Annotated in this window: 15 protein-coding genes; 5 read left to right on the forward strand and 10 right to left on the reverse strand. The window is 42.1% G+C overall.

Going from position 1 to position 20,355, the window contains the following annotated elements; all coding sequences use genetic code 11:
• Window positions 1-283: 283 nt before the first annotated feature.
• The 10 genes from GNF10_RS15925 to GNF10_RS15970 all read right to left on the reverse strand — a co-directional run bounded on the left by GNF10_RS15925 (window position 284) and on the right by GNF10_RS15970 (window position 13,187).
• The gene (locus tag GNF10_RS15925) at window positions 284-1,429 is read right to left on the reverse strand and encodes an amidohydrolase family protein (protein WP_311774166.1); all 1,146 of its coding nucleotides are present in this window, start codon (window positions 1,427-1,429) and stop codon (window positions 284-286) included.
• Between the two features lie 69 nt (window positions 1,430-1,498).
• A complete protein-coding gene (locus tag GNF10_RS15930; RefSeq protein ID WP_260445847.1) occupies window positions 1,499-1,933 on the reverse strand; it encodes a hypothetical protein in 435 nt (144 codons plus the stop codon).
• Window positions 1,934-2,022: 89 nt separating this feature from the next.
• Window positions 2,023-3,504, reverse strand: coding sequence for an amidohydrolase family protein (locus GNF10_RS15935; RefSeq protein ID WP_185582285.1), 1,482 nt, complete (start codon window positions 3,502-3,504; stop codon window positions 2,023-2,025).
• Window positions 3,505-3,750: 246 nt separating this feature from the next.
• The gene (locus GNF10_RS15940) at window positions 3,751-4,767 is read right to left on the reverse strand and encodes an ABC transporter substrate-binding protein (protein WP_260445846.1); all 1,017 of its coding nucleotides are present in this window, start codon (window positions 4,765-4,767) and stop codon (window positions 3,751-3,753) included.
• Window positions 4,768-5,017: 250 nt separating this feature from the next.
• Complete coding sequence (locus GNF10_RS15945) at window positions 5,018-5,347, reverse strand: ferredoxin family protein (protein WP_185582283.1); 330 nt, start codon at window positions 5,345-5,347, stop codon at window positions 5,018-5,020.
• Complete coding sequence (locus tag GNF10_RS15950) at window positions 5,344-6,969, reverse strand: FAD-dependent oxidoreductase (RefSeq protein ID WP_185582282.1); 1,626 nt, start codon at window positions 6,967-6,969, stop codon at window positions 5,344-5,346. The genes GNF10_RS15945 and GNF10_RS15950 overlap by 4 nt, the downstream gene beginning before the upstream one ends.
• Window positions 6,970-7,858: 889 nt before the next feature.
• Window positions 7,859-9,667 carry an iron uptake porin gene (locus GNF10_RS15955; protein ID WP_185582281.1) on the reverse strand — a complete coding sequence of 603 codons (1,809 nt, stop codon included), beginning with the start codon at window positions 9,665-9,667 and terminating at the stop codon, window positions 7,859-7,861.
• A gap of 851 nt (window positions 9,668-10,518) precedes the next feature.
• On the reverse strand, window positions 10,519-11,532 hold the full coding sequence (locus GNF10_RS15960) for a glycosyltransferase family 2 protein (RefSeq protein WP_185582280.1): 1,014 nt from the start codon (window positions 11,530-11,532) through the stop codon (window positions 10,519-10,521).
• Between the two features lie 107 nt (window positions 11,533-11,639).
• Window positions 11,640-12,350, reverse strand: coding sequence for a TVP38/TMEM64 family protein (locus GNF10_RS15965; RefSeq protein WP_185582279.1), 711 nt, complete (start codon window positions 12,348-12,350; stop codon window positions 11,640-11,642).
• A 102-nt stretch (window positions 12,351-12,452) separates the two neighbouring features.
• Window positions 12,453-13,187: a hypothetical protein gene (locus GNF10_RS15970; protein WP_185591976.1), complete on the reverse strand. Its 735-nt coding sequence runs from the start codon at window positions 13,185-13,187 to the stop codon at window positions 12,453-12,455.
• Between the two features lie 331 nt (window positions 13,188-13,518).
• On the opposite strand from GNF10_RS15970, the gene ssuD reads away from it, so the two are divergent.
• The 5 genes from ssuD to GNF10_RS15995 all read left to right on the forward strand — a co-directional run bounded on the left by ssuD (window position 13,519) and on the right by GNF10_RS15995 (window position 19,906).
• Window positions 13,519-14,667: an FMNH2-dependent alkanesulfonate monooxygenase gene (gene ssuD / locus GNF10_RS15975; protein WP_185581580.1), complete on the forward strand. Its 1,149-nt coding sequence runs from the start codon at window positions 13,519-13,521 to the stop codon at window positions 14,665-14,667.
• Window positions 14,668-14,753: 86 nt separating this feature from the next.
• Entirely contained in the window at window positions 14,754-15,581 is an 828-nt protein-coding gene (gene ssuC / locus GNF10_RS15980; protein WP_185581579.1) for an aliphatic sulfonate ABC transporter permease SsuC, read from the forward strand.
• A 117-nt stretch (window positions 15,582-15,698) separates the two neighbouring features.
• Window positions 15,699-16,469, forward strand: coding sequence for an ATP-binding cassette domain-containing protein (locus tag GNF10_RS15985; protein WP_185581578.1), 771 nt, complete (start codon window positions 15,699-15,701; stop codon window positions 16,467-16,469).
• 607 nt (window positions 16,470-17,076) lie between these two features.
• Complete coding sequence (locus GNF10_RS15990) at window positions 17,077-18,027, forward strand: D-2-hydroxyacid dehydrogenase (protein WP_185580529.1); 951 nt, start codon at window positions 17,077-17,079, stop codon at window positions 18,025-18,027.
• Window positions 18,028-18,559: 532 nt separating this feature from the next.
• On the forward strand, window positions 18,560-19,906 hold the full coding sequence (locus tag GNF10_RS15995) for an NAD(P)/FAD-dependent oxidoreductase (protein WP_185580530.1): 1,347 nt from the start codon (window positions 18,560-18,562) through the stop codon (window positions 19,904-19,906).
• Window positions 19,907-20,355 lie beyond the last annotated feature (449 nt).

A 20,355-nucleotide genomic window follows, 5' to 3' on the forward strand; every position in this document is an offset into this window, starting at 1 on the left:
GGTAAGGGATTTCCAAGAAATAAATTTATCCAAATAAACGAACCACAGAGGCGCAGAGAAAGCAGAGAGAGGAGAAATAGAGAGGATCTTTACGTCAGTTTGGGGATATTTTTTTAAACTCTCATTTCTCCGTGTCCTCTGCGTCTCTGCGGTTCGTTATTTAGGAGAAATGTAGAGTGGGCAAGGCCCACGCTACAAGTGAACAGAGGAAATGGAACATGGAACGTTGTAAAGATGGGCATTGGGCATGGGGCATAGTAATTCTTTCCCTATTCCCCATTCCCTATTTCCCAGCTAGATATTCGTTGGCGGCTTTCTCAACACCTGTACCCTTGAAGAAGTCTTGATTGAGACTGGTGTACAACTCCAAGGGATGGATTGAGAGGAAATAGCGGAGGTCTTCTTCGGTAATGATTTCGCGTTCTGCCATTGAGTAAGCATTGGCAGTAACGGCGGTGATATCAGGCACATCCCAGTGACCGGAATCTGAACCTAAGAAGGCTTTAACTCTATCGCCAAAGGGATTAGCTGCACGATTAAATGCTTGGCTGACACGGGTATCGTCTGATTCTGTACCAAAGTAGAAATGATTCAAGAAGCGATCGCGCACATCCTCTGGCTTCTCAATTCCCGCTAGTTCAAATTCGTCGAGTTCACCTGGATCTTCTGGGGCTAATAGTTGATGGTGGAATCCTAAACCGTCGCCAATTTTATCTAAGCGTCCATCTACAAGTTCGCCACCGTAGCGGGTGTACAACTCTACTAATGCTTCCTTATCGATAATGGCAGGATTGTTATTTGACAACAAATGTTGTTTGTTGCGGGTTTCCCAATGCCAAATAATATCGGCGTATAGACTAGCACCCCAAGCTGAACCACCTTCTAAGAAGGCAAACTTTAATTGTGGGAAACGGCGAGTAACTCCACCAAAGAACAGCGATTTGCATAATGCTTCTGCTGCAAAGGCGAAGTGATTAATGTGATTGTACTGAGCGTTGGTGACAGAACGCTGAGTTGTCCAACCTTGGCTAGAAGCGTGAGTTGTGGGTACAACTTTCAGTTCTACGCACTTAGCCCAGAATGGATCGTAATCATACTGGCTATCTAAGCCAAAGTTATCAATCCAAACCACTTCGTTAGCGACTTCTTTGCCGTATTTTTCAAAGGCAGGAATTGGACGACGGACGTAACCGGGGATTTGAATTGCTTTGAGTCCGAGAACATTCACGGCATATTCCAACTCTTCAATCCCTTCTTCGGGAGTGTGCAGGGGAATTGCCGCGATGGGTGTTAAGCGATCGCTATAAGGGCGGAAAATATCAGCATGATAGGTGTTAACTAGGGTGTTGACTCTGTATCCTTTAGCCCATAAGACTTCATGCAAAAAATGTGTCGCCTGTTTTTGACTTAAAGTGCCTGAAGCAGGCACTTTAAGTCAAACAAAAATAACACGAATAATTTTCCCGAAAATTCCCGAAAAATGCACAAAGTCAACAGCCTAGGTGTTAACTGCGCGACAAACAGCCCGCCGCATTTCTTCGTTGCCGATATTCGGAGCCATTGTTGCCAAGTTGGGGTACACAACGGCAAAGTCTGTACCTGCTTCTTGTAAGCGTTCGTGCAGCAACTTGGGCAAACTAATGGTAGCCAAATTCAAAGTATTTTTTGTTGGACGACCCCACCAGTTAGGGCGATTGGAGCGATAAGCAAAACGTTCTTCCCAAGTTTGCTTGTACCACTTAAAGCGGGAAGATCCTGGTAAATTCTCTTTGAAACGTTCGACAAGTGCAGTTCCACCAACTTGCTCTAAATAATCCAAGACTGCCGGTTCAAATTCCTGGGTATGTACATCAGTGTCAATGATCGGATAACCAAGTTTTTCCCGAATTTGAGCAGACCTGGTTTTTTGTGGGCGGTCTAAAGCGATCGTCATGATAGTTTACCCTAAATTATTCAAAAGATTGGTATTTGGGTATGTAGTAAGCGCTTCAGCACTAAAGTGCTTACTACGAACAATGATTTTTAAACCTTGCTAGCCAAAAATTCATCTGCTGTTTTCTCCACAGCCGTACCCTTAAAGAAGTCACGATTGAGGCTGGTGTATAACTCCAAGGGATGAATTGACAGGAAATGTTGCAAATCTTCTTCGGTGATAATCTTGCGTTCTACCATTGAATAGGTATTAGCTGCGATCGCAGTAATATCAGGTACATCCCAGTGACCAGAATCGGAACCCAAAAATGCTTTAACGCGATCGCCATAAGGGTTAGCTTTGCGGTTAAAAGCTTGAGCTACACGGGTATCATCCGATTCTGTGCCAAAGTAGAAGTGATTCAAGAAGCGATCGCGGATATCCTCTGGCTTGGTAACTCCTGCTAAGGCAAATTCATCCAAATCACCTGGTTCTAGGGGAGATATTAAGTCAGCGTGGAAACCTAAACCACTGCCTAGTTGATCCAAACGGCCATGTACTAGTTCACCACCATAGCGGGTATAGAATTCTCGCAGTTCTTCATAATTAACATTGGCGGGATTGTTATTTTCCACCAAATGATCTTTATTGCGGGTATCCCAATGCCAAATCAAATCGGTGTACAAACTAGCACCCCAAGCTGAACCTCCTTCTAAAAAGGCAAACTTGAGTGTGGGGAAGCGGTGAGTTACACCACCAAAGAATAAAGATTTACATAATGCTTCCGCAGCCGATGCAAAGTGACCAATATGGTTGTATTGGTAATTGCTAATGGAACGCCGATTGATCCAGCCCATACCGGAAGAGTGGGTTGTGGGTACAACTTTCAGTTCTACGCACTTCGCCCAGAAGGGATCGTAATCATATTTACTATCCAAGCCAAAGGTATCAATCCAGATGGCTTCGTTGGCTACTTCTTCGCCATATTTCTCAAAGGCGGGAATGGGGCGGCGGATATGTCCGGGGATTTGAATTGCTTTGAGTCCCAGGACTTTCACCGCATATTCCAACTCTTCAATCGCCTCTTCGGGCGTATTCATGGGGATGGCAGCAATGGGTGTTAAGCGATCGCTATAAGGGCGGAAAATATCAGCATGATACGTGTTAGTTGCACGGCAAACAGCCCGCCGCATCTCCTCATTGCCGATGTGTGGAGCCATCGTTGCCAAGTTGGGGTACACAACAGCAAAGTCTGTACCTGCTTCTTGTAAGCGTTCGTGCAGCAACTTTGGCAAACTAACAGTAGCTAAATTTAAAGCGTCGTTAGTGGGACGAGTCCAGAAGGGAGGGCGGGCAGTGCGGTTAGCGCGGCGTTCATCCCAAGATTGTTTAAACCATTTAGAGCGAGATGCACCGGGTAAGTGTTCTTGGAAACGCTCTGCGAGCGCAGTTCCAGCAACTTGCTCTAAATAGTCCAAGAATGCTGGGGGAAATTCTTGGGTATGTACATCAGTATCAATGATCGGATAACCCAGTTTTTCCCGAATTTGAGCGGACTTAGTTTTTCTGGGACGGTCTAGTGCAATAGTCATAGGTTCTACCTTGATTTTTCAATTTGATTGGGTAGATAGTCAATGCTGATTCAGAAGTTTGTTTACTCCCTTCTCAACAGCAATTCTTTTGAAGAAGTTAAGATTTTTCTTTATATGTGGCGTGATTAATAAAGATAAAATCTCGAAAATCAGCTTCACTGATAATTTCCTTCTCCATAAATTTTCTCTGCGTTCTCTGCGCCTCTGTGGTTCGTAAAAAAACTTTAATCAACAAGATAAATAAAATTAACGCGGCTGTTCATTAACAACCCAATCAGTTAATTTAAAGTCCGACTTTGCTAAACCCTGCGAGACTAAAAATTTCTTCGTCCCCTCTAAAAGTTTCACACCCTCGGCTGGTAATGGTTCTTCTGAAACCTGTTTGAGTGGGAAAGATACTTTTATAATATCGATGGGATATTTAGTAGTTTGAGCATGATACTGATAATATTCTTCAGAATTAGCTTTTAAATCCTTGGCTGCTTCTGTGAGAATTGCATTCAATTTCTGTGGAAAATCAGGCTTTTTTGCCAGAAAACTTTCAGTTGCTATAACTAATGATGTCCCTGAAAGACCTTTATGATTAGCAGAAGAATCAATCACTGGAAACCCTTGTGATTTCAAAAAAGGCCCCAAATCACTTGAAGTTGCATAAGCTGCTACATCACCACGTTCTAAAGCCGCTTTTGCCTCAGTAGTCATCAAGTGAATAACTTTTACATCCTTGGCAATTTTAGCTTCAGCTAACAGACCCAGCAGGTATCGATGCATATAAGAGCCTTTTTGGGTAGCTATTTTTTCACCCTTAAATTCAGCAAGCGATCGCGGCCCATTCTTTTTTGCTACTAACCAGGCGGTTGTATTAAATTGGCTGATCCGCAACAGTCGCGTTTCCTGACCTCTTGCTCTCAAAACTATGGCTGGTGTATCCCCTAAAGAACCAACATCTAATTGTCCGGCAACAAGCGCCTCATTTAGATCCGGCCCGTTAGGAAATCGCGCAAAAGTAATGTTTTTAAATCCCGCTTTTTGTAGCTCACGCTCTAATATTCCCTTTTTCTTTGCCCAACCAAGCGATCCTGTAGGTTCTGAACTACCTACATAACCTATTCGTAGGGTAGAAATGTTGTTAGATGAAGCAACAGCGTTATTAACATTAACAGCCTCAATGGATTGAGCAGATTTAGTTTCACCTTGGCTACATGCTGTAGTTAGTAGCAGTAGGACACAAGCTATTGAAGTTGATAATCTCGTACTAGACATAAGGTATCTAGGGCGTGTTTTCAAACCTCTCATTAAGCAACCTAGTCTTTGAAGATCCCCCCAACCCCCCTTAAAAAGGGGGGCTTTAAGAATTTCTTTTCCCCCCTTTTTAAGGGGGGTTATGGGGGATCTTCGAGTTTGAAAACAGTCACAAGACTCAAAATTCCTAACTTTTCTAGGACTACGTTCTGCTTCCTGCTTCTTGCCTCCTGCCTTCTTTAATACCAGCATGACTCTTTTCTCCGCCGTACTATTTCATCTGCTTCAGAATTTGGAATGTTTGATCGGCTTTTGCTGTTGAAGTGCGTTTATGTCCCCAACCAATGTTTTCCCGGTAACTACCCAGTAGCCCAACTTCTGCCAATTCTGCCTCATTGACTGAAGTCGTCACATCGCTTTCTGGTGCTACATAAAGAGCATCAACTGGACAATACAATTCGCACATATAACAGGTTTGGCAGTCACTCTGTCGAGCAATAGTTGGCGGCGCATCAGGTACACGGTCAAACACGTTAGTTGGACAAATGTTCACGCAGATATTACATTTTATGCACCGCGATTCGCTGACCAACTCAATCACACTAAGGCTCCTATTTTAGATGAAGGTTTTTCTGTACTATGTAAAGGCTGACTCTTCACCCAGACTTGATCTAATCCGCCACTAATTAGGTGATGTTGTTGGTTAGCATCTTGCTCTGGATAGTCTTGATGTTTGTGCATACCACGAGTTTCTTTACGTTCAATGGCACTGCTGTACATCCATCGTGCTGTGGCTACCATTGCCGTAGCTTCTCGCGCCCGGATTAGCTCTTTATCTGATGTTACCTGACTACTGCGGAGTTCTTGCCAAAGATGATTTAGCTTACCCAAAGACTCGGTTAAGCCTTGTTCTGTACGGAAATAGTTCTTTTCGTAAGGGAATACTTCAGCTTGGACTGCTTGAATAACTTCATCAGTTGCTAAGGTTTGAGAGCGATCGCTTCCAATCTGTAATCCTACCTCTCCAACACCCTTAACTTGGCGTTGAGTTTTGTATTCTCCCAAACTACGGCTATATTCAGCAGCCGATTTCCCCGACCAATAGCCAGAAGATATTGCCCAAGCAGCATTGTGGCTACCACCGCCAGTAAATCCGCCACAAATCAGTTCCCGTGTAGCCGCATCCCCAGCCGCATAGAGTCCCCGTACAGAACTGCTACAACTCTCATCGACAATCCGAATTCCTCCCGTACCGCGCACTGTTCCCTCTAGGCGCAGAGTCACAGGAAAACGTTGAGTAAATGGATCAATACCTGCACGGTCAAAGGGTAAAAAGAAGTTAGGCTGTGCTAAACGCATAGATGCCCGCATCGATTCAGCCGCTTTGTCTATGATGGCGTAAACTGGCTGTTGTAGCAATGTCTGGGCAATTATTGAACGTCTATGAGAACTTGCCCCCGGAATCACAGTCCCGTCTTCGTAGGTGAAAGTTGCCCAATTATAGAACAGGGTTTTGGTAACTGAAGAAAAAGCGGGGGAGATGCCATAGGCATTGGAAAATTCCATACCCGACATCTCAGCACCTGCTTCAGCAGCCATTAAATAACCATCCCCCGTCAGGACGTTGCATCCTAACGCTTTACTGAGAAACGCACAGCCACCAGTTGCGATAATTGTGGACTGCGATCGCACTAGCCATTTCTCACCTGTTTGACGGTTCACACCTGTTGCACCAGCAACAGCACCATCGTCATCTACCAGTAGTTCTAAGGCGGGACTGTTGTCTAAAATCTTGACTCCTGCCCGTTGAATTTGCCGCCGCATCAGCCGCATATACTCCGGCCCTTGCAGCGATCGCCGATAGGGTTTGCCTTCATCGTCGGTAGGGAAGGGATAACCCCACTCTGCTAACTGATTGACGTTTAGATATGTCTGATTCAGTACCCGATCCATCCAGTTGCGATCGGACAAAAACCCACCCAACGATTCTCGACTCGTCTTTGCAGTTTCTCGTGCTTCTGGGTCAGGCGGCACATACCACACACCATTTCCAGACGCAGCAGCGCATCCAGTCGTACCACAATATCCTTTGTCTACCAGGACAACTCTAGCTCCACTTGATGCTGCACTCCAAGCCGCCCAAGTTCCAGCCGGGCCACCTCCAATCACAAGCACATCTGCTTCTAAGTCGAGTTCAAAATCGGTTGTTAACGTCTTCAGCATCTAGCATTTCCCTCCATCGATAAAGTCTTAAGCATCAAGTCTTCACCCCATAGATGCTGCATATTCAGAAATCTGTTTGCCCATTTACTTGAGGACTTCTCATTAGCCTCTATTTATGGCTCATTCAGCCAGGCTATTAAAAAATCCTTTAAATCGATCGGTGAACCGTAGTTTATTTATACAACAAAGCTTTTCACAGTTTGAGATAAAAAGCAAGCATTTTAACAAATTCAAATGTAAATTTATCAAAACAGAATTTAGGTGTCAGGACGGACTAAACCCTAGCTATCCGCTAACAGAATTAATAATGAATTCTGTACAACGGAGGATAGCAAGGCCGCAAGCGATAGAAATGTCTTAAGAATCCTCATCTCTTTTAAGGTGGGGAGGCTCAACTAGTTTGTCAGCATTATGTGTTGAATTGGGAGATTTGGAATAGAAGCCACCTACCTCTGCCAAAGTATAAAGGGGTCTAGCTTTAACTTCTTCATAGATGCGCCCTATATATTTGCCTAACCCGGATTTCTCACCATACTGTAGGCAGAGGAGTGTGGGGAGTGTGCGGGGTCAGATTTCTTCTCCAACCTCCCACACTCCTTGATTTCTCACAAGTGAGAAATCAAGGCTAAAATGCCAACACTAACTAACTGCACAGATCCGAGAAAGAAAATGGGCAAGGGAGGCAGGGGAGGCAGGGGGAGACAAAGAAACAAGTGTATTCGGAGGTATTGCGGTAGTAAAAGTACTAAAAAGTTCTCTTTACTTCCCCTGCTCACTTCACGATGATCTCACTTTTTCGCGTTGCTCTCCCTACCCCCTGCTCTCTGCCCCCAACCTCTTCGGTCAAATTTCTACATTACAAGAAAACCTATATCTTTAGTTTTCCCGATTAAAACCTAAAGACAGTACGAATCCAAGCAAATAAACTATCAGGATTGCTGGCATCAGAATCCGGTGCAGTAATCCAGATCAAACCCGGTGTCACCTCAATATTATCTCCGATTTTATATTGGTAAAATGCCTCAACGTGTAGGGAGGTATCTTTGTCTGCTTGTCCAGCACCTGCTCCCAAATTTACACTCTGACTGAGCCTAGTAAGTTTCGGCTCCATACCAACTAAAATCCCCCCTAAAGCACCCTCACTAAAAAGATCCGGGAATGCTAGTCCTACGGCCCAATCCATTGCACTACCATCACCGCGCCCCAAATAGCGGTGCGCTCCATAACTTATCCACCCATTAATTGCCAACTTGGAATTAACTTGATAGAACGCCTGTAGTCCATAAAGATTGGCTACAGTTCCCGCTCCAGATACGGTGCTATTTACCAGGTTACTACCAACTGCTGGGCCGAAGTTTGTTCCGCTTAGACCTTGGGTATTTGCTGGACTATAAGTATTGACGTAAGTTGCCGCCACCCGAAAATTCCGATTAGAGGAGTAGTAGATTATCTGTGCCAGAGCTAAATACCTGCCTGTAAATAAGCCATTATTAGCTGTGGGATTACCGCCGTTTGGTGCGCTGTACGCTATCCCCACTTGAACCTGTTTGCCTAATTTTTGGAGTATGGCAATTCCAGGCCCGCTATCTCCATAGTTATAGACTAAAGACCGTCGTGAAAATCGTGAAATTCCATTAGCGCCGGTTGCAGAAGACGATTCAAAATATGGATTGATAGGGCCAGAAAGACCTATCTCACTAGCTCCATCAGATAGTGCATAAATGTTAACTTGGGTATCTGGATTAGGTAGAAACCGATAACGCACACCACCGAGGAGAATCTGATTACGTGCAAAGGTAATACTGGAGTTATCAGCAGTTCTTCCCTCAAAAGTTCCTAATAATCCGGCTCTTGTTTGTCCTAATGATTCAATATTTCCACCTGAGAGCGATAAGCTTAGTGAATCTCTACCGTTAAAACTGGTGTTTAACCGTAAACTCGTTGAACCTTGAAGTGTGACATTGCGAGGTGCGGGTCTTTTGGTAACAACATTATTGCCAGCCAGAACCGAGCCAAGAACAATCTGCGCTCGACCTATAAGTTTAGTTGTGGTTGTAAACTGATTTGCCTCTAACTTCGCAGTCCGCGTTTCCAAATTATCTAAGCGTCCCCGAAATTGAGCAAGTTCTGGAGAAAATTGTTCTTGTAGTTTTTTGATGGCATCCAAGTCTTCTCGTTTGACCAAATCTGCCGTTGAAGTCGCTATTAATTCATTGAGGCGCTCTAAAGCAGCATTCAACCCAGCAGCAAATTCATACCGTGTTAGGGCACGATTTCCTTTAAATGTGTCATCTGTATATCCAGCAATTACACCGTAGCGCTCTACCAAAGACTGTAATGCTTGAAATGCCCAATCTGTCGGCAAAACATCTGACAACTGCGAGACGGATGTTACTTGTCCTGCTGCATTATTTGGAGCTTTTTTATTAGTCGGTGGTGCAACTTCCAACAATTGCGAGACAGGTGTGACTCGTTCTGGGCTGGTAGCCTTTTTACTAGTTAGCGGTGGAATTGAAGTGTCTACTGTTTGATTGATAACTGCTTCTGGAACTTTGCTCTCTTCTACTTCAGTAGTAGATACATCAGATTTCGGTAGTTCAGCCTGGCTTTTGGCTGGATAAAAAACCAGGATAGCTAGAATATCTAGCAACAAAAGCAGGAATACTATGGATCTAAAATTCCAGCGAAAATTTGACATGAATCCCTAACTCCTCAACCTTAAAGATGAATAAACTAGCTCTCGATTAGACAGATAAGCCAAGATAAATCTTTACTCTAATGTTTGTAGAAGATGGTTGAAACATTGATGAGGTAAAGATTTTACTAGAAAAAAAAGTACAAATCTCTGACAAATATCGAAATCACTACTAAACAGTTGGATGTATCATTCAAGATTTGCACTAAACTAGTAATTTTGACGTTTTAAAGAATTATAAAAACGCCTTGGATCAGACAATAGCTGTCTTAGCAAAAACTTCTCTCTTTTTAAAGGAAACTCAACCACACACTATATGAACTGATACTTCTGAGACATCCTAAAGCCTTTTTCTGAGGTTGTGCTGTATAAAATTCTTCAATGGCTACTGGCATTGACGAAAACTTGATTTGGATGCAAGTGATTATTTGCCAAGTAACATTAATTGAAAACACTAATTTGTAATCAGTTATATTTTGACAGCATCAATTGTTATTCAAATACGATAGTTCTATCGACTTACCGTACTTTTGTAGAATTATCTTTGCATAGACCTTGGTACAATGCAAGACCTAGTAAATTTACAAGAGGCGAAAATATGTCAAAATTCTTGGCTAAGTCAACCCTAGCAACTGCGATCGCCTCATCGCGGCAAATAGTCAGTCGGTAAAAACGAATAAAAACAGCAAATTGCCCAAGCTGTAGATAATTTGGGCTACACAGGCGAATTATGGCTACCTATCCAATACTTCTCGGTTGAGCATTTTTAACTCGCAATCGGGTTTGGGATAAAGGGTAAAGGTTAAAGGTTTTTTCTTTCCCTTCTCGTTTTTCCCTGAACCGAGAAGTATTGACTACCTATCTAGATTTTGAATAGTAGGATCTTCTAAATTATCTAGTTTGTCAGAATTGCTTGTTGAGTTGGATGACTTGTGATGAAAACCAGCTACCTCTGCCAAAGTGTAGAGGGGTCTAGCTTTAACTTCTTCATAGATGCGCCCTATATATTCGCCTAAAATGCCAACACTAACTAACTGCACAGATCCGAGAAAGAAAATTGCCATCAAAATAATCGTGAACCCAGTTAAAGGCGAATGGGGAAGAAAAAGCCGCCAATACAAGATTAAGAAAGCCATGAAGATGGCCGCCGCCGCCGCTAATAAGCCTAAGTAGGTTGATAACCGCAGTGGCACTATTGAAAAGGATACTAAACCATTAATAGCAAGGGCCAAAGATTTGCTGAAAGTGTATTTAACTTCCCCAGCAAAGCGGGGATCGCGCTCGAACCGAATTGCTGTTTGCTGAAAGCCAACCCAAGAACGCAAACCACGAATGTAGCGGTTACGTTCTGGCATAGAATTGAGAATATCTACGATTTGCCGATCCATTAAACAAAAATCACCAGTATCAGTAGGAATATCTACATCTGCAAGCTTCTTGAGGATGCGATAAAAGGAGTAGGCAGTAAAACGCTTAAACCATCCTTCCTTGAGGCGTTGAGTGCGTTGAGCGTAAACGACTTGATAGCCCTGTCGCCATTTTTCAACCATGTCGGGGATTAGTTCTGGCGGATCTTGTAAGTCAGCATCAAGGATGATAATAACTTGACCGCGAACAAAATTAAGACCGGCAGTAACAGCAATTTGATGACCAAAGTTACGAGCAAAGCTGAGATAACAAATGCGCGGGTCTTTTTGATGGAGTTCTCGTATTAATTGTAAGGAGCGATCGCGGCTGCCATCATTGATTAAAATTAATTCGACAAGACCATCCATCCGATTCATTACTGCACTTAGTCTGCGGTAAAGTTCAGGAATAATTTCTTCTTCGTTATAAATTGGAACAATAAATGAATATTTTGGTAGCATCTAAAAATATTGTTTAATTTTTACACAGCCAAGCTGAAAGATTGCTTGTAATCATCAAGATTTTATCCTCAGTATACTTAGCAATACTCAAGTCAGATTGTTAGAGTTTATTTATTCTCCGGGTTAGTATCATTTGAAGAATTTGATTCTTTAAGACTTTCTACAGCTTTTTTGGGAAAACTCCGGCGATGGCGATACCAAGTAGACCCTGCTACCAGCATTCCAGTTAAGCCTAAAGCGAGTACTAGCGGCAAAAAATCACCTGTTTTGACTGCTTTCAAGCCAGAACTACCTAGTAATACAAAGGGTAAAACACTAGGAACAGTACCAAGTGTTGTGCCTATAACATAATCTTTAAAGCTGATCGAAGTCAGTCCAGCAACAAAGTTTACTAGACCATAAGGCATGATTGGTACTAGTCGGATGGCAAACATATAAAAAAGCCCTCCACGCCGTACCTCCGCATCCATAGCTTGCCAGCGTCCTGCTAGTCGTTTTGCAACTGTTTGCCGTCCAATGGTTCTAGTAAAAACGAAAGCAATTATTGCCGCAATTATTGCTCCAATACTAGTCCAGAAAGTACCCAGCCAAGGACCAAAAATTGCACCTCCAGTCAAATTCAACACTGTTGAGGGCAGAACTAACATAGTTGCCACAACATACAAAGTAATATAAATAATAGGTGCCCAGACACCAGAAGATTTCAGCAAAGCCCGAATTTGTGCTGGTTCTATACCGCCAATCAGATATACTCCTATACCAGTTGCAATTATGCAACTCAGTGTGAGTAGCAAAATACCAGTTTTCAAGTTCCACACTATAACTTAGCTCCTATTATTTTTAACCTCAATTTTCTCCATTTGTCCTTTCATTTTTCATTAGTTTTAAAAATTCTGTTTTTGGAAAGCAGAGTAAATTAATTACAGTTTTAAAACCTCAAACTTATTACACAAGGGAGATGCTTCCACATCAATCTTATTAGTATATCTATCTATTATATTTAAGACAATATAAACTTGATTATATTCGTCTGATTCTCCTAAGAATCTCTTAATTTTGTATATCAAACAGAGTAAAGGATTCAAACCGAAAATAAAAATTAGGTTCCCATAAAGAAATTTATCAACGTATCTAGCAGGATTATTCCATAATAAAAGTTGAGCAATTATTCCATCACTTTCGATACCAGGAATTTTTGGAAGTTGAGATTGCATCGCTTTAAAAATAATTATTGTAAAAAAGCTATATAACATTGAAGAAGAAACAGTCTTTTTAAAAGCATAATTTTCTAAAAGAAGACAGGCAGGAATCAAAGGAAACATTAGTATTGCATCGAGCCTGAACATTAAACACAAAGCAAAAGCAACAATAATTAGTACATCCAATAAAATTAATCTATTCAATTCTAATCTCAATGAGCTCCAAATTATTTCTAGATTTTTAGGGGCGCAAGTCCTTGCGCCCCTACGTACCTTGCGGGATGCTCCGCGTTCGCGTAAGCGTCTCGCAGGGATGGAATCTTTTTTTAACTGGAAGTCCCTAATCAAATGTTTGATTGTTTTCGATAAACTAAAACACCTATTTTTAAGCTGATGACTTTTTGCACTTGTATCTATTAATACATGATATTGATGCCAGATTTTTCCCTTAAACATTCGCGTTTGGATATGATCTGTGTATTTAGGCTCTACTGCTAGGTCACAAACTTCCCGGTAACATTGTGGAGAAGACTTTGAGAATGAAGGTCGTTCTACAATAAATATCAAGCTTCTAGATAAAACTTGTATTCTCGACGACAGCCATCGTTGCAACAAAAGTGTCATGATTATCAAGATTATCCACGAAAGAGCAAATTTTGTGGGCAATTATTTTTTATAAATCGTTAATCTATACTGGCTTTTTAAATAATTTCCTGTAAAATGCTGACTATAAACTACGGTAATTCGATCGATCTGCCGTATAAGTTGCCCTTCTACTCTGACAAACATGCAAATTCTCTGGTTTATTCCTACTGGATCTCATGACGGACGCTATTTAGGTACAGATATTGGCTCTCGTGTTGCCACACCTGATTATTTGCAGCAAATTGCTCAAGCTGTGGATAATTTAGGCTACACGGGTGCATTGTTACCTACTGGGAGTTCTTGTGAAGATGCTTGGATAACTGCCGCCGCTTTTATATCTGTCACCAAGCAGATGAAATTTCTCGTGGCAATTCGTCCAGGAATCACTTCTCCAGGTGCTGCTGCACGAATGGCAGCAACATTTGATCGGATTTCTAAAGGAAGATTGTTAATTAATGTGGTGACAGGTGGAGATCCGGTGCAACTCGCTGGGGATGGCTTGCATCTTAGTCATGACGATCGCTATGATTTAACCGATGAATTTCTTACCGTTTGGCGGGGTATTGTCAGTGGGGAAACAGTCGATTTTAAAGGAAACTACCTGGATATCAAAGGTGGTAAACTTCTATTCCCACCAGTCCAAAAACCCTATCCACCATTGTGGTTTGGTGGCTCATCTGCGGCTGCAAAGCGCGTTGCTGCTAAACATATAGATGTTTATCTAACTTGGGGCGAACCTCCACAGCAAGTTGCTCAAAAGATTGCTGATGTTAAACGACTGGCGGCTGAACAAGGTAGAACAGTCAGTTTTGGGATTCGCTTGCATGTAATTGTGCGAGAAACCGAGTCTGCGGCTTGGGATGCTGCCAATGAGCTAATTAAGTATGTTGATGAGGATGCGATCGCAAAAGCTCAACAACACCTAGCTAGTTCTGATTCTGAAGGACAGCGACGGATGAGTCAACTACATAGTGGTAGTCGAGAAACCCTAGAGATTAGCCCCAACCTGTGGACAGGAATTGGATTAGTGCGGGGTGGTGCTGGTACAGCCCTAGTTGGAGATCCCGATACTGTGGCGGCTAGGATGCTGGAATATCAAGATTTGGGCATAGAAACCTTTGTGTTCTCTGGATATCCACATTTAGAAGAGGCATATCGTACAGCTGAATTATTATTTCCACGTTTACCTTTGCAGAAAGAAACTGCACCGCTAACGCCACCAGTCTTGAGTACTGTTAGCGAAATAGTTAGCAGTGAAAAATTTGCTAAACAACTAACGAGTGCTTCATGAATAATTCGTAATTAAAGAGCAAATTACAAATTATGTTGACGATGCTTCTAGATTCATCTTTGCGGAAATCTAAAATCTAAAATCCCATGACTATTACCCTTAAACACACCAAAAGAAACAATAATATATCCCTAAGCGAGGTGTTAGAAAACCCGCAAATCGATAAAATAGTTCCCTGGATTGTACCCGTTCTAGTCCTAGTACTTTGGGAATTTGCTTCTAGAACTGGTTTACTTTCAACCAGAATTTTACCTGCCCCTAGCGGCGTAATCGCTACAGCCATTAGACTAGCCTCCACCGGAGAGCTTTTTCAGCATATAGGAATAAGCGCTGGACGAGCAATATCTGGTTTTATAGTTGGTGGTAGTATTGGGTTCGCTTTGGGATTGCTCAATGGCTTTTCCCGTATAGCAGAAAAGTTATTGGATAGTTCTTTGCAAATGCTCCGTACTATCCCTAATTTGGCATTAATTCCCCTGGTAATTCTCTGGTTTGGTATCGGCGATCAAGCTAGATTGTTTTTAGTATCTATGGGGGTATTTTTCCCGTTATATCTTAATACATTTCATGGTATCCGTAGCGTAGATCCTGGATTGATTGAAATGGGAAAAGTTTATGGATTAAAAACACCACAACTTCTGTGGCAAATTATTTTTCCAGGAGCCTTATCTTCAATTCTCGTCGGTGTTCGTTTTTCTTTGGGGATTATGTGGCTGACATTAATTGTGGCAGAAACGATCGCAGCAGATTCTGGACTTGGTTATATGGCAATGAATGCCCGTGAATTTATGCAAACTGATGTTGTGGTTTTGAGTATTGTTATCTATGCACTGCTGGGTAAATTAGCAGATGCTGTTGCCAGAGGATTAGAAACCAAATTCTTGGCTTGGAATCCTAACTATCAAAGGTCATAAATGGCAGACTTACCAATATCAAAGCTTAAAAGTCCTTGATTTTGAGTGTAATTTTCAAATTCAATATCTCAGCCAACAATTCAATTTCAATTATTCTGAAAAAATGAGGTTTTGCAAGTGAGTTCTAATGTACAAGGTACGCAACTAAGTATTTTGGATTTGACGAAAGCTTTCGGTCAGAAAACTGTTTTAAACTCGCTAAATTTAGAAGTTGAAGCAGGTGAATTTGTCGCTATCGTTGGACGTAGTGGTTGTGGTAAAAGTACCTTATTGCGTCTGGTCTCAGGATTAGATAAAGCAACTTCAGGCGGAATACTACTGGATGGAGAACCACTGCGTAGACTCAGCCGCTCTGTAACAGTGATGTTTCAAGACCCCCGTTTACTTCCTTGGAAGCGCGTTGTTCAGAATGTGGGGTTAGGCTTGGAAGGTAATTGGCGTGAAAAAGCTTTGTGGGTACTCGATAAAGTCGGACTCAAAGATCGGGCTGATGAGTGGCCTTATGTCTTATCTGGTGGACAACGGCAACGGGTGTCATTGGCAAGGGCATTAGTTAGCCAGCCGCGTTTGTTATTGTTAGATGAACCCTTAGGAGCATTGGATGCTCTAACCCGTCAAGAGATGCAGGGTTTGATTGAGAACTTATGGCAAGAGCGGAGATTTACTGCATTTTTGGTGACTCACGATGTAGAAGAAGCAGTGGCGTTGGCAGACCGAGTGATAGTAATTGATGAAGGACGTATTTCTCTCGATCTACCTGTAAAACTTTCACGCCCACGAGATAGAAGTAGCGAAGTGTTTATCAATATTAGAGAAGCAGTTCTCCAGCGAGTAATGAGCAATGAAAGTACTAAGTCAAATAACCAATTATTGCAGTTAAGTAGTTGAGATTTAGCTTTCGTTAGTTGATTAATGTAATGCTTGAGGTAGCTGTGGTAAAAATAGGCTACTTCGAGAATCAAGATTATTAATATAGCAATTTTATCGGGGTTGTGAAAAAGAATTTTTTAACGAACCGCAGAGACGCAGAGAACACAGAGAAAATAAAGAGGGATTTTTTGGGGCTATTTAGAATTGCTATAGCTGAGTATAGTCTAGTGTTTAAAGAGGTTATTAAATATAATAATATTAAAGCTTACACATTGATAGAAAAGACTAAATATGAATGATTTTAAAAACTAAACGCTGTAGGGGAAATTAATGAATTGCCCCTACAGCGTTTAGTTTTACGTAAATCCTAAAAAATAATTAATTGTGCATCAATACTATAGAAATTATATTTGATTTTTGAACAAAATTAGGTATTGTAGGGTGTGTTAGAACGCAGTTCGTAACGCACCAAACCCTTGATGATTGTGCGTTATGCTGTCGCTAACACACCCTACGTATCTTTTCAAAAATCAAATACTAGTCCTATATTAATTGTTAGTCTTCTGCCTCTGTGCCCTAATATCCAGTCCTTTTGAAAATTTCAAATCAAATTGGAGAGTAGCAAATGGTGAAACTGATTTTACCCGATCATCTCATTGCTGATATTGAGCCACACCTACCATCTGATATAGATGTTGTGGAGGTGGATAGTGAAGGTAATCTTGATGGTGATGCCAGTGATGCAGAAGTTTATGTGAACGGATTTTACCTGAAAAGTTCTACTCTTGACAAAGTGCTGACAGCAGCGCCCAAGCTGCGTTGGCAACAGTCACCGAGTGCTGGCGTAAATCACATCCTTACGCCAAATTTTTTGCAAAAGGATATTATCCTGACTAATGGGGCAGGGGTTCACCCAATTCCAATTTCGGAATTTGTACTGGCATTCATGCTTTATCACGCCAAGAATCTGCGAAAATTGCAAACTTTGCAAGATGAACACACCTGGGTAAGAGGAGTGTTTCTCGAAGAGTTAGCAGACGCGACTTTATTAATTCTCGGCACTGGGAATATAGGTCAAGCGATCGCATCTCGTGCTAAAGCCTTTGGTGTTAAAGTTTGGGGGAGCCGCCGCCATCCCGAACCTCTACCGAATTTTGACAAGATTGTTGGTACTGATGAATGGCGATCGCTCCTACCCGCAGCCGACTATGTAGTAATTGCCACGCCACTAACGCCAGAAACGAAAGGCTTGATCGATGAAGCCGCCTTGCGCTCTATGCGTCAGTCTGCTTACTTAATTAATATTGCTCGTGGTGCGATCGTTGATGAAACAGCATTATTCACCGCACTAAGTGAGGGATGGATTGCAGGCGCTGGATTAGATACAGTGGCTACAGAACCTCTGCCACCGGAAAGTCCTTTGTGGTCGTTGCCGAACGCCTTTATCACCCCCCATTGTTCAGCCCTGTCACCACGACTGAGAGAGCGCATAGCACAACTGTTTATCGACAATCTTAAACGCTATCAAACTGGTCAACCCTTGCGGAATGTCGTAGATAAGAAAGCCGGATATTGATTGGGGATTGGGAATTGGGAATTGGGAAGAGGACAAGGGGACAAGGGGAAAGACTTGTTTCAAGTTCTCACCTCTTGTCCCTTTGTCCCTTTGTCCCTTTGTCCCCTTGTCCCCTGCTCTCTGCTCCTCTGCCCCCCTGCTCCCTGTTCCCTGCTCCCTGCTCCCTGTTCCCTGCTCCCTGCTCCCTGCTCCCCTTCCCCCCAACCTCTTCGGTCACTCTCTGAACACAAGAATCAAAAACAATGTTTAAACCTTAGACTAGGGTTGGGTTTGTGGCTTTATTTTCTAGTATGATAAATATCATCGTCGCTTAATCATGAAACTCTTGTGTAGCAAGAACTTCATCTTTTTATCTGGAAAAGTGACACAAGAGGAATATCTAGAGAGGCAATCCAATAAAAGTAGTGAATACTAACTTTGGATACTTTTAGTATTTTTTCAATTGTTCTAAATAAACAGCAACCACTATCATAATGCTGTTACATCTTTGTTAAGAATAGTTACAAGTTCTTAACACAAGGAAATATCTCGTATGGAAGTCTCACTTGAAAAGAATGCACCACATCGGGTTGTCATTGTTGGTGGTGGCTTTGGTGGACTGTATGCAGCAAAGGGTCTGAATGCAGCGAATGTAAATGTTACTCTCATTGATAAACGAAACTTTCACCTATTTCAGCCGCTTTTATATCAAGTTGCCACAGGTACGCTATCACCTTCTGATATTTCCGCACCATTGCGATCTGTATTCAGCAAAAGCAAGAATACAAAGGTGTTGTTGGGAGAAGTAAATGATATTGATCCAAAAGCGCAACAAGTTTTTTTGGGTGATGAAGTAGTACCTTATGACACATTAATTATCGCCACAGGTGCTAACCATTCCTATTTTGGTAAGGATCATTGGGAAGAAGTTGCTCCTGGCTTGAAAACTGTGGAAGATGCGATAGAAATGCGTCGCCGGATATTTGGCGCATTTGAAGCCGCAGAAAAAGAAACTGATCCCGAAAAACGTCGTGCTTGGTTGAGTTTTGTGATTGTGGGGGGTGGCCCAACTGGTGTAGAGTTAGCAGGTGCGATCGCAGAATTGGCATACAAAACTCTCAAAGAAGATTTCCGCAGCATCGACACTTCAGAAACGAAAATTTTATTATTACAAGGGGGCCCTCGCATCCTCCCACACATGGTGCCAGAGTTATCGGCATCAGCAGCAGTATCTTTGCAAAAGTTGGGTGTAGAACTCCACACTCACACCAGGGTGACAAATATTGAAGGTGATATTGTTACTTTCAAGCAAGACAATGAATTTACAGAAATTGCCTCAAAAACTATCTTGTGGGCAGCAGGTGTTCAAGGTTCCCCAATGGGGAAAGTCTTAGCAGAAACTACAGGTGTAGAGCGCGATTACTCTGGGCGTGTAATTGTAGAACCTGACTTGTCTATTGAGGGTTATGACAACATTTTCGTAATTGGAGATTTAGCCAACTTCTCCCATCAAGATGCTAAACCTTTACCTGGTGTTGCACCCGTAGCTAAACAACAAGGAGAGTATGTAGGTAAACTAATTCGACGACGGCTTCAAGGTAAGACTTTGCCACAATTTCATTACAACGATGTGGGTAGTTTGGCGATGATTGGGCAAAATTTAGCTGTTGTAGATTTAAGCTTAATCAAACTCACAGGTTTCATTGCTTGGGCATTTTGGCTATTAGTTCACATCTACTTCTTAATCGAGTTTGACACTAAATTACTAGTAGTATTTCAGTGGGCGTGGAATTATATCACTCGTAATCGTCGCTCTAGATTGATTACAGGTCGAGAAGCTTTTGTAGAACCAAAAACTGTTAACAATATAGTGCAACAGCCTTCTGGGACACCTCTGTAACTTCATCACAGCATTTGTTGACTGCTAGAATCGTCAAAGATGTAGTGCAGTAAATAATGGAGCGAACGAAAGTATCAAATATCTTTACCAAACTGGTGAAGTATGCCAAATTATAGCTAAGGAAAACCCCCAATTTAGGGGCAAGCGTAGGTGCTGGCATAGCCTCTTCAAAAACTATGCGTTTTGTCAACTACTTCTACTTGATTAGCACCCTAGCAGAGGTTCTGAGGTAGAAATATTTATCAACCAAATCAATGTTGTCGTTGATAGCCTCATATAGCGTTTTTCACATAAGGTAGATCATAGCCCCTTTACCGCTTACGCGGTGAGGGGGTTGAGGTTCTTACCTCATAAGGTTTGAGAACTGCTATAATACCAAGTTGCCAAAGATAGTATTGTTACATTCTGTTATATTGAACAGAGCCAAGAAAATCCGACTTCTCCCTTAA

It is taken from the genome of Nostoc sp. UCD121, from assembly GCF_014222285.1.
Taxonomy (GTDB): domain Bacteria; phylum Cyanobacteriota; class Cyanobacteriia; order Cyanobacteriales; family Nostocaceae; genus Nostoc.